General features: G+C 51.1%; 11 protein-coding genes. 8 read left to right on the top strand and 3 right to left on the bottom strand.

Annotated elements, in window-relative coordinates:
* Positions 1-6 precede the first annotated feature (6 nt).
* The 6 genes from PKO01S_RS09955 to PKO01S_RS09930 all read left to right on the top strand — a co-directional run bounded on the left by PKO01S_RS09955 (position 7) and on the right by PKO01S_RS09930 (position 5,423).
* Positions 7-3,453: a hypothetical protein gene (locus PKO01S_RS09955; RefSeq protein ID WP_127531186.1), complete on the top strand. Its 3,447-nt coding sequence runs from the start codon at positions 7-9 to the stop codon at positions 3,451-3,453.
* 63 nt (positions 3,454-3,516) lie between these two features.
* Positions 3,517-3,873 carry a hypothetical protein gene (locus tag PKO01S_RS09950; RefSeq protein WP_127531185.1) on the top strand — a complete coding sequence of 119 codons (357 nt, stop codon included), beginning with the start codon at positions 3,517-3,519 and terminating at the stop codon, positions 3,871-3,873.
* A 1-nt stretch (position 3,874) separates the two neighbouring features.
* Positions 3,875-4,018 carry an XkdX family protein gene (locus tag PKO01S_RS29605; protein ID WP_127531184.1) on the top strand — a complete coding sequence of 48 codons (144 nt, stop codon included), beginning with the start codon at positions 3,875-3,877 and terminating at the stop codon, positions 4,016-4,018.
* Positions 4,019-4,050: 32 nt separating this feature from the next.
* Entirely contained in the window at positions 4,051-4,278 is a 228-nt protein-coding gene (locus PKO01S_RS09940; RefSeq protein WP_127531183.1) for a hemolysin XhlA family protein, read from the top strand.
* Position 4,279: 1 nt separating this feature from the next.
* Entirely contained in the window at positions 4,280-4,603 is a 324-nt protein-coding gene (locus PKO01S_RS09935) for a hypothetical protein (protein ID WP_127531182.1), read from the top strand.
* Positions 4,584-5,423 carry a C39 family peptidase gene (locus PKO01S_RS09930; protein ID WP_127531181.1) on the top strand — a complete coding sequence of 280 codons (840 nt, stop codon included), beginning with the start codon at positions 4,584-4,586 and terminating at the stop codon, positions 5,421-5,423. The genes PKO01S_RS09935 and PKO01S_RS09930 overlap by 20 nt, the downstream gene beginning before the upstream one ends.
* Before the next feature lie 165 nt (positions 5,424-5,588).
* Here the strand turns inward: PKO01S_RS09930 and PKO01S_RS09925 are convergent, their stop codons facing one another.
* The 3 genes from PKO01S_RS09925 to PKO01S_RS09915 form a co-directional block, all read right to left on the bottom strand.
* A complete protein-coding gene (locus PKO01S_RS09925; RefSeq protein ID WP_307719828.1) occupies positions 5,589-6,443 on the bottom strand; it encodes an HD-GYP domain-containing protein in 855 nt (284 codons plus the stop codon).
* A gap of 386 nt (positions 6,444-6,829) precedes the next feature.
* The gene (locus PKO01S_RS09920; protein ID WP_127531179.1) at positions 6,830-7,891 is read right to left on the bottom strand and encodes a ThiF family adenylyltransferase; all 1,062 of its coding nucleotides are present in this window, start codon (positions 7,889-7,891) and stop codon (positions 6,830-6,832) included.
* Positions 7,892-7,915: 24 nt separating this feature from the next.
* Positions 7,916-8,668, bottom strand: a complete 753-nt coding sequence (locus PKO01S_RS09915) for a molybdenum cofactor biosynthesis protein (protein ID WP_127531178.1) — start codon at positions 8,666-8,668, stop codon at positions 7,916-7,918.
* A 122-nt stretch (positions 8,669-8,790) separates the two neighbouring features.
* On the opposite strand from PKO01S_RS09915, the gene moaA reads away from it, so the two are divergent.
* Positions 8,791-9,792, top strand: a complete 1,002-nt coding sequence (gene moaA / locus PKO01S_RS09910; RefSeq protein WP_127531177.1) for a GTP 3',8-cyclase MoaA — start codon at positions 8,791-8,793, stop codon at positions 9,790-9,792.
* Positions 9,793-9,832: 40 nt separating this feature from the next.
* The gene (locus tag PKO01S_RS09905) at positions 9,833-10,336 is read left to right on the top strand and encodes a hypothetical protein (RefSeq protein WP_127531176.1); all 504 of its coding nucleotides are present in this window, start codon (positions 9,833-9,835) and stop codon (positions 10,334-10,336) included.
* The last annotated feature ends 47 nt before the right edge of the window (positions 10,337-10,383 follow it).

Below are 10,383 nucleotides of genomic sequence, written 5' to 3'. Positions count from 1 at the left end.
TCTGGCATGGCGAAGACGAACTGGCAGTATAACGATGTTGTGAAAGAAACCGATCTTAATCAGATCGGACAAGAAATTAATGCAGCAGCTTCATCTGCGGTTAGCGCCCAGCAAAACTTGACGACCCACAATACGGCAGCTGTGCTGGATCATCCGGACGGATCGGTAACGACGGCCAAGCTGGCTGCGAAGTCCGTTACGCAAGCGAAGATTGGGGATAAGGCAGTTGGACAGGGACAGATTGGGGACAAAGCAGTTGGAAGCGGGCAATTAGGTGACGGTGCAGTTACGGATACGGTTATCGGAACCCGCACCGTTGCAGACGGTACCGCCCCGACAGGCGATAGCGGCACGGTTACGACTTTGCTTGGATGGATGGCCAACATGGTGAAATCGATCACAGGCAAAAGCAACTGGCGGACAGCCCCGGCGACGTCGCTCGAAGCGGCGAAAGCGCATATGGATGCAACTGCAAGCGTGCATGGAGCGACGCCATCAGCAAATTCCAATGCGCTCATGCAGCGGGATGCGAGCGGCAGAGTCCAGGTCGCCGCCCCAAGTGCTGCTGCAGATGTGGCACGCAAAGATACGGTTGACGGTACAATGTCCGCGCACGTGGGGTCGGCGGATCCGCATACGCAGTACGCGCCTAAGGCTTCTCCGACGTTTACGGGAACCGTCAATCTCCCTACTACAAAAGTAACAGGGGACGCGACAATTTCTGGCGGAGGACTCCGTCTCGACTCTAATGCGGATACTTCGAGCCAATGGTCGCGAAGCGTCAATTTTTATACAACGGATTCGGCCGCGGGTAAGATTACGAATAACGCCTTGCAGGCCAATTCGTCCAATGACCTTGTATATAGCAAGGCGGGGACAACATCACAAGTAATCCATCATGCGGGCAATCACAACTCTACAGGCGACCCACATACGCAGTATGCGCCAAAAGCTAGCCCTGCATTAACTGGAATTCCTATAGCTCCTACCGCTGCTCCCGGAACCAGCACGACTCAGATCGCTACGACGGAGTACGCAAAGTTGGCGGGCGACGCGATTAAATCAGCAGCGCAGATGATGAAAATCACGACGGACGCAGGCAGCTTTACGATCAGTGCAAGTTCAGTAGGCGACGATCTGCTGACTATGGTTCAAGACAAGATGGGCGTAAACACTATTTACTGTAACAGCAATGCTACGGGAACTCCGTCCGCGTCGTCTTATCGCGGTATGTCTTTTATGAGCGGGTCAGGAGCAAACGGATTTGGATTCATTATTCTTGTCGGGACGGACGGCATTTACACCAACTACTGCAACGGAACAAGCAGTTGGACAGGCTGGAGAAACCACCAGTCTTGGAACCTGACGGCGTATAACGGAAACGGGCAGACATACACTGGCGACATGAATGCTCTGCTCGACACAGGCTTCTACACTGTCGCTAGTAACGTCTTGAACGTACCTATGGCGATGACAGGGACCGTGACTGTTGTTCGTCGTAACGCCACGACAACTACTCAGACGTGGTTTAGCGCATCTAACAGCGCTTCAAATTCTAGCCACGGAATCTACACTCGTAACACGTCGGACACAGGAGCTAACTGGACATCTTGGAGACAGCTCGCGTTTACAGACTCTCCCGCACTTACCGGAAGCCCTACGGCCCCGACTCAAGCAGCTGGGGCGAATAACACAACGCTCGCAAATACCGCTTTCGTTAAGACGGCTGTTGATGCATCCCAAGCGTTCCCTATTACGGCCATAGACGGGACAGCCAAGGGCGGGTTCCAAAACGTCGATGCTAACACGCTGATCGCTACTGGTATGTATAGCTTAGACGCTGCATCCGCTAATATCCCTGAAGCTGCAACCTCGATGATGTTCGTTTATAAACCAGGATCACGAATCCATCAAGTATGGTATAAGTCGATTAACAGCACTAGCACCTACACACGTGTCTCTACAGATAACGGCTCTACTTGGGGAGCATGGGCGAAGTTTGCGACAACGGATGTTGCCCAAATGAGTAAAATTACGAAGGATGACGGGAATAACATCATCAATCTTACAGCTAGCACGGACGACCTCCTCGCTACTGTAATTTCTCTAGGTCCGGGACTTCGTACGATCTACTCAGCGGGAGTCGTCCAGAATAACCCGAATACTAACTCCATTCGAGCTATATCGTTTATGCAGGGCGGCGGGCCTTACGGATTCATCTATGCCGTAGATTCAAGCAACAATGTATTCACGAACTATCTCCTTGACGGAACGACTTGGCGGGGATGGAAACAGTTCGCGATGACCGCTTCACCGACTTTCACAGGGACGGTCACTCTACCGGCAGTTACGTTGAGCGGAAATATCGATGTCACGGATACATCCGAACGTCGTTTTGCCAAGAACAATGCTACTGGTACTCATGGATTCTTTGTTAATGAATCCGGCATGGGATTATATGATTGGAAGAACTCTCGCAGCGCCATGTCCTATCATGCTGGTAACAATGTACTTACCCTCGGAGGGCCGGGCCTCGGTTCTGTTAACTTCTACAATAATTCCGTAACGGCTGCAACACAAGCAGCAGGGGATAACAGCACAAAGCTGGCGACGACAGCATTCGTAAAGGCTGCCGATGATGCAGCGAAAGTGAATCCGACTTTAACGGGTGCAACTACAATACTCGGCAGCGGACCAAGCCTTCTAATGAAATCGGCTGGCGGTAATCACTCGTTCATGGAGTTCTACCCACGGGAGGCCACACCAACAACGCGGGGCGGCTGGTTTGGGTACGGCGGGGCAGGGACGAACATAATGTCGTTGAGTAACTCTCTCGGGGCTATTGAGCTTGCATCAACGGCTACGGTGAACATTACGGCCCCGAACGGAATCTACCTAAACGGTACTTCAATGGCTGGTACGCGTGTTACTAATGGAATCATGGAATTTTGGAATGGAACGGAGTGGAGACCAGTGGGCGGCGGAGTTTACGTAGCAAGCAACACAGCAAGAGAGACGTTCTCGACCGAATATACCTATTCAGGAGGGAGTGGAATTGGTAAACTGGTGGCGAAGTTTGCCCCGAGATATACCGGCGAGATCCGTATTACCTTCGACGGACGTAATTCGGGTAATACATCATCGGACCTTGTGGTGTATTCTGGCGGACCGCAGGGGACGGGTAACGGAACATTTACACAGACAGTTACACGTGTGATTCGCAGCGCGGTCCTGGATTGGACGACTCCTGTTGGTACTGCGATGGGGCTGTCCGCTTTATACAATTTCGGGAGTGAATCTGTATCGTTCGCAGACAACGGCTCGCCGACAGTCTATCAAACGTATACTCTGACATTGACAGTAACTACAGGTGTCCCGGTGTATCTGGTGATGCGAAATTCCCAGGGCGATGCGTATATCAAAAACCTAACTTTCCGATATGACATTCAGTAAGTAACTAAAGGTGCCTCTAAAGGGCGTCCTTTTTCTTAACCAAAATCGAGAGGGATGACATTTGTGCTGAACCTACTTATTCGATCCGACCGGTATATCGGGTATCTTGAACGTGAATTGACCCCTGAGGAAATCGAAGTTGGCGAATTCACTGTAATTCCCGTTGAGAAGCTGCCCGAGGTAATTGCTAATGTGCCAACCGGTCACTATGTAGCCTTCGACGGAGAATCGTTTACTACAGTAGCTTGGCCGGCAGTACCGGAACCGCCGAAGTCGCCGGAGCAGTTAAAGATTGACCAGTTAGAAGCGGAACATGCATTGGTATCATTAGAGTTAATGGATACACAAATTATGCTGGAGCAGTTACAGCGCGAGCAGGCAGCATTGCTTCTTGAACTAGTTGAACGGGAGGTGCTATAAGGTGGATTGGTATGTAATTGTAAAACGTCATTTTGATGCAGGCCGATATCGTGCGGTGGATGTAGGAAAGTTCGTTATCGCAGGGAAAATCACGTCAGACCAGTACGAGGAGGTCACTGGTCAAGTTTACGAGGTCTCCGTATAAACGGGGACCTTATTAATTGAGGGGGATTCGAGATGCCAGAAGAAACGAATGAAATTCTTCAGCGGTTGACCAGACTCGAAACAAAGCTCGATATGATGGGTACCGCTAAAGATGTGGCGAACGAGGCGCTTCAAAGGGCAAAATCTGCTCATCGCATGCTTGCTGCTATCGAGGACAACCAGCGTTGGCTCTGGCGTACGGTTGTTGGAGCATTGCTTACAGGTGCGATTGCGATTCTTTGGAAAGGGATAGGTAGCTAATATGGAAACAGCACAACTGTTCAACTGGGAAGCTCTCTCCGCTATGGGGGGGGCTTCTTTGCTCACTTACTTCGTAGTCGCATACAGCAAAACACTTCTGAAGCGTCTGCCTACAGATATATTAGCCGTCATTATAGCCTGGGTTATTTTGACATTGGCCCAGCTTGCATCCGGAGCATCAGCCATGGATTGGCGGTTGTACGCCTTGTCTTTCGCGAATGCATTTTTGGTAGCAGCTGCAGCAGGCCAAATGCAAAATAAGGCGCTGAGCCCCCCGGGTACTGCGAAGGAGGCAAACAAGTCAGATGAAAATCGTTTACTATAGTCAGGAAGATCCGCGCTGGCGACATATTCCGTACAGCAACCATGGCGATTCTGAGCAGACGATTGGCACATCGGGGTGTGGGCCAACGTCTGCAGCAATGGCAATCAGCTCGCTGATTGGATGTGAGTTGTTGCCAACCACGGCGGCAGCCTATGCAGTCGCCAATGGATACCGCACCTATGACAGTGGTACGTCTTGGAGCTATTTTGCCAGCATCGGGAAAGAGTACGTTGTTGCTGTTGCTCAAACCGGCAATTTTGAGCTTGTGAAGAATGCCTTATCTGACGGGCACTTGGTTGTCGCTTCGATGCGCCGAGGGCATTTTACAGGCGCGGGACATTACATTTTGTTAGTTGGCATTCGTGATGGCTGGATCGAGGTGTACGATCCGAACATGGACAACACCAAGTATGGAGCTGATGGGCTAGTTGATCAGGGGATCCGGAATGACGGTAAGGTGTCCGCCAAAGAATCCGTATTCAAGGCCGAGGCTAACCAATACTGGATATTTAATAAGGAGGAAAATGGCATGACGACCTCAGAAAAAGCAGCTTTCGAGTTGCTGGAACAGACGGTAAAGAACCAGGCTGCCATAATGGCCGGATTGACGGATGGATACGATCGGCTGAAGGACTGGATAAACAAGGTGGATGAACGTGTTGCGGTGATCGAAGCTTACCGCCAAATGGAGAAAGTGCCTGAGTGGGCGAAAGCTGCCGTTTCCGCAGCCGTTGAGGCAGAGTTGATTGATATACCGGGGGGCCGTAGCTACGATTTTTACTCGTTATTAACCGTATTTCATCGTAAGGGCCTATTCTAAGGCTCAATCCCAAACATTGTCCCTGACAGTCAACGCAAAAACACCCTCAAGTGTTCTCCACATCTTATGACATGGAAGCATTCTCTTGAAGGCGTTTTGATTTGTATCACGATAAGGTGAGGCGTCAGTAACCCCGCCGACTGCGGAAACAGATGCTTCTTCCTTTTACAAATAAACCGATTTCACTTCCAGCTCCCGCTCGTTCGTCAGATCAACGAAATGTTCTCCGATCTGGATCAGAGGACGGAAAAATTCGGTTGGATGAGTCATGACGATGACGCCGGTCTGACCATTGCTCAGTTCGGCGCGCTTGCCGATGAAATTCGGAATCATATGCTTGATGAACGTATGCGCCGTCTCCGGATCGAGTTCATAGAAGCTCATCCGGTAGATTTCACGCAGAACGTGAAGCAAATCGCGCTTCTCGCGGTATACACGCATCGAGATCATGGCGCTGTAGACATCAACAACGGCAACGATCTTCGCTACAGGATGAATCTCCTCGCCTTTCAGTCCATTCGGATATCCAGTGCCATCCATCCGCTCATGATGCTGGGCGGCAACGACGGCAGCGAGTTCGTTATCCATTGATTTGCTAATAATTTCATATCCATATATCGGGTGACGTTTAATTTCGTCGAATTCTTCATCCGTCAGCCGCCCCGGTTTGTTAAGGATTTGCTCATTGATGTGGGACTTGCCGATGTCATGCAGGAATCCGGCTTGACCGATCTCGACGGCTTCTTCCTCGCTGTAACCAAGCCAAGAAGCCAAATAGAATGAAAGCATACCAACTTGCACGGAGTGCTGATAGGTATAATCATCCTTCGAATTCAGCAGCAGCAACATGGAGACGACGTCGCGTTCCATTCTAAAGTTGTTGACAAGCGGCTGAAAGGTGTCTCGTACTAGATCCGCTTGAATAACGCCTTCTGAGTGTGCCTGCTCGAACAAAGCTTTACAGCCTTGAACGGTGTCTTCGTAGATCGGCTGAACAGTAGGTATCCATTTAGGGCTCATACCGGTTTCTAATGTCCGACTCGTTTGTGTCTCAGGCATTTTCATGCCTTGTGAAGTTGACCTCATATCGATTTCTACGTAATCAATTTGGTGCTGGAACAACATTGAGATCTCTCGGTTGCTTAGAGTGGTACCTTTAGACAGGACGTGAAGGCCAAAGTCATTAAAAGTATCCTCAACTAGCCGATCGCCGTCCCTTAAATCGGTGACGTGTACCCGCATAAGACACCCCTGCTAGAATGATTTGATAGTCTAATAGTATCAATTGTTATCAGCATTGGCAATATGATGAATATCGAATATAAGCGAAAAAACGGAAGAAAACACGAATAATAATACCGAAAAAATAGGATGATAACGTTTTCTTGTCGCAAAATGTCGAATAATCAAGCTCCCAGCAGCGATTCGTACAGCCTTTGCGCCGCAATAGGGTCATCCGTCCCTTGGACTAGAGCGCGTCCATCTGGAAATAAGACGAAAGACACCCCTTGGTTGGAGAGCTCCAGACGAAGCAGAAAACGGGTCAAATAAATGCTGCCCGCTGCCGAAAGACGGCGTGCAATTTCCGGCAATGCTGCCTGCATCGCATGAGCCGGTGTAATTTGTACGGTATCGCGGCCGCATAGCGAGGCTGCGCATGGCTCTTGATGCCTTGCTTCCAGCAAATCGAAACGGCGCGACTGGCAGACGGGGCAATCCGATCTCTTCGACTGGTCCGTTCGTACGCCGAACCACTGGTTATGCCATACGTCGGCTTGCATAAGCGTCGCATTCATCGCTTGCCGGTTTCCTGTAAGCCACTTTAAGGCTTCTGCCGCCTGCATTGAAGCGATAATATCGATAATCGGTGAAATGACCCCCGCTGTTTCGCAAGTGTCGACGGCACCGGCTGATGGAGGAACCGGAAACAAGCAGCGGAAGCAAGGTGTTTCATTCGGGATGAAAGAAGCGGTCACGCCAGAACCTCCAACCGCTCCTCCATATATCCAAGGGATTTGATGCTTGATGCTCACTTCGTTGATTAGGTACCGGGCTGCGAAATTGTCGGTGCCGTCCAATATAAGATCAAAGCCGGTTAACAATTGCTCGGCATTATGAGGAGCAAGGTCGGCGACGACCGGTTCGAGCTCGACGAGCGAGTTCGCTGCTTTGAGGCGATGATAGGCTGCTTCAGCCTTAGGCAGCATCTGTTCCGCGTCTTCTTCCATATATAAGAGCTGCCTGTGCAGATTGCTCCATTCGACGATATCCCGGTCGATCATACGAAGCCGGCCTATCCCGCCGCGTACGAGATGCTGGGCGATGACGGCGCCGAGCGCCCCCATGCCGACAATAACAGCCGATCGTCCGCCCAGTCTCAATTGTCCCGTTTCTCCGATCGGGGAGTAGCGCATTTGACGGGCATACCGGCTGTGCGGCCGGTTACCAAGTTGAAGGTCTTCGGTCATAAGTTATCGCGCCTTTCCATACGTTTAGCCTAATAAGGGGGATTCGGATCGTTCGAGAGGGTTCCACGGTCCTTGCTGATGGCCTTTCCATTCCGAGCCGTCTTCCCATATTTCCTTCTTCCAGATCGGCACGATCTGCTTCAATCGCTCGATCGCATAGCGGCTCGCATCATAACAGGCTTCGCGGTGTGGAGATGACACCGCGATAACGACGCTAATGTCCGCGATGTCAACGACACCTGTCCGATGAACAATCGCACATTGTGTACCCGGCCAGCGGTCCGATATTTCGCTGCCGATCTGCTCCATGGTCTTGATCGCCATCGGCGCGTATGCTTCATATTCGAGACGTACGGTACGCTGGCCGTGCGTCCATTCGCGCGTTGTGCCGATGAATGTGAGCGTTGCGCCATTATTCGGTGAAATAACGAGGCGCGATACGGCTTCGACCGATATCGGCTGATCGGTTAATTGGAATAAGCTTTCTTGGTCCGTGTTGCCGGCTTGTTGTGTCCCCAGTTCTTCCCCTCCGGATACGGGGGGAAGAAGCGCCAGCTCGTCCGAGCACCGAATGACCGCATCATCCTGTGCGTAAGCCTGGTTGCAGGCAACGAAGCAGAGCTGGAGCAAATCTTGATGATCCGGATATTGGGCAGCAAGCCGTTGCTTCAATTCGCCAGCGGCCAGTTCAGCTTGCTCCAGCGTCAGATCGATTACCGGAGTGCCGAGCCGTTCGTTCAACCCCGCGAATAATCGAATCGTCCATCTATTGTTCATGGCAGAAAACCTCTCATTGCTATGGAATAAATATGTTTATAGCATATCATAATTGACTTAAAAATGTTATGCTAGTTCATATTGAAACGATTGCGTATCGTAAGTAAAGGAGGCTGCCGACGATGCAATCTTTGACGGATCGATTTGGTCGGGTACACAACTATCTTCGAATTTCAGTGACGGACCGGTGTAACCTTAGATGTCTCTATTGTATGCCTGAGGAAGGCGTACAATTTACGGATGCATCCAACCTGCTCTCGTATGATGACATTACCGAGGTTGTCAGGACGGCAGCCGGTCTAGGCATAACGAAGCTGCGGATTACAGGCGGGGAACCGCTTGTCAGACCTGGATTGGACGGATTGATCCGTCAAATGTCCAGCATCCCCGGCATATCTGACATATCCCTTACGACAAACGGGCTATTGCTCGCGAAGCAGGCGGACGCACTGCGGGATGCCGGATTGAATCGCGTTAATATAAGCTTGGACACGCTCGATTCCGCGAGGTTCCGATTTATTGCAAGGCGCGGCGAGCTTCGCCGGGTTATGGAAGGGATCGAGGCAGCGGGCCGGGCCGGCTTTGATCCAATCAAGTTGAACTGTGTATTGCTCCGCGGCGTGAACGAGGATGAAATCGGATCTTTCCTGCAGATGGCAATGGAGCAGCCGCTCCATATCCGTTTCATTGAATATATGCCGATCGGACATGCGGACGATAACTGGCGCAACCATTACTTGCCGCTTGCGCGCGTACTTGAGGTGGCGGACAGTATGGGACTGCAGTATCGGAACCGCGACGATATGCGCGGCAACGGGCCATCCGACGATTACGAGCTGATCGGAGGCAAAGGTTCGTTCGGATTAATTCATCCGATTAGCGATGAATTCTGCAAACGGTGCAACCGCCTTCGGCTGACGGCCGACGGTTACTTGAAGCCGTGCTTGTATTGGATGGATGAATTGAACGTGAAGCCTGCTCTGGGCAGCAGCGAAGCAATGGAAGCGATGTTCCGCAAGGCGATGGACTTGAAGCCGGCAAGCCATGAAATGGCGGCGAAGCTTGCAGACAGCGCATTATCGCATATCCCGACGGAACGGAGAATGTCGCAGATCGGCGGTTAACCAGGCCGGGCATTCCAAAGTCGAAAGGAGAACTGACTTTATGGCGCATATATCGTACAATGGAGGGAAGAAGGACAGCATAGAGATCGAGCATGAGCAATTCGGCATCGAACTGTGGACGCCGAGTATGATGGCAGAGCTTGCGGGAGTCGTATTCCCGATTGAAGAACGAGTACCTGGCGCGGTCGGCTTCGCTTTCGATTGGACAACATGGTATACGGAATGGCTCCATCTCATAACCCATACAAGCCAATGCTCACTCTCTCCAGCTACTCATTTGAAATTATATGCCGCGGATTCATTTGAAGCGGTCATTCCATGGTCCCAATTGAAGGATGCGGCTGTACTGTATGCGAAAGAGGAGGAGCAGCGGCTGGATAGCGCCGGTCCGCTTCGTTTCTACGTTCCGAACGGCACGAGCAAGTGTCTGAATGTAAAGAACGTCGTGCGCATTGTCGTCTGTGTCGATGAGGAAGGCGAGTCAGAAGCTTCTTATGGTTTTAAAAGTCAGTTCTCTGCCGATGATTTAAGATTGAAAAAATGATTAACGAGTTGAGCTCGTGCTAATAACGAGTCGATTGGCAAGGAGGC

Origin of the sequence: Paenibacillus kobensis NBRC 15729, from assembly GCF_004000825.1 — a bacterium.
Taxonomy (GTDB): domain Bacteria; phylum Bacillota; class Bacilli; order Paenibacillales; family Paenibacillaceae; genus Paenibacillus_T; species Paenibacillus_T kobensis.
The sequence above is the reverse complement of the archived record's forward strand: the minus strand, read 5'-3'. Positions and strand labels throughout refer to the sequence as shown.

Excerpts from the sequence above, each read along its gene's own strand:
- PKO01S_RS09955 (WP_127531186.1), top strand. The coding sequence starts at position 7 with ATGGCGAAGACGAACTGGCAGTATAACGATGTTGTGAAAGAAACCGAT.
- PKO01S_RS09940 (WP_127531183.1), top strand. The coding sequence starts at position 4,051 with ATGCCAGAAGAAACGAATGAAATTCTTCAGCGGTTGACCAGACTCGAA.
- PKO01S_RS09935 (WP_127531182.1), top strand. The coding sequence starts at position 4,280 with ATGGAAACAGCACAACTGTTCAACTGGGAAGCTCTCTCCGCTATGGGG.
- PKO01S_RS09930 (WP_127531181.1), top strand. The coding sequence starts at position 4,584 with ATGAAAATCGTTTACTATAGTCAGGAAGATCCGCGCTGGCGACATATT.
- PKO01S_RS09925 (WP_307719828.1), bottom strand. The coding sequence starts at position 6,443 with ATGAGCCCTAAATGGATACCTACTGTTCAGCCGATCTACGAAGACACC.
- PKO01S_RS09920 (WP_127531179.1), bottom strand. The coding sequence starts at position 7,891 with ATGACCGAAGACCTTCAACTTGGTAACCGGCCGCACAGCCGGTATGCC.
- PKO01S_RS09915 (WP_127531178.1), bottom strand. The coding sequence starts at position 8,668 with ATGAACAATAGATGGACGATTCGATTATTCGCGGGGTTGAACGAACGG.
- moaA (WP_127531177.1), top strand. The coding sequence starts at position 8,791 with ATGCAATCTTTGACGGATCGATTTGGTCGGGTACACAACTATCTTCGA.
- PKO01S_RS09905 (WP_127531176.1), top strand. The coding sequence starts at position 9,833 with ATGGCGCATATATCGTACAATGGAGGGAAGAAGGACAGCATAGAGATC.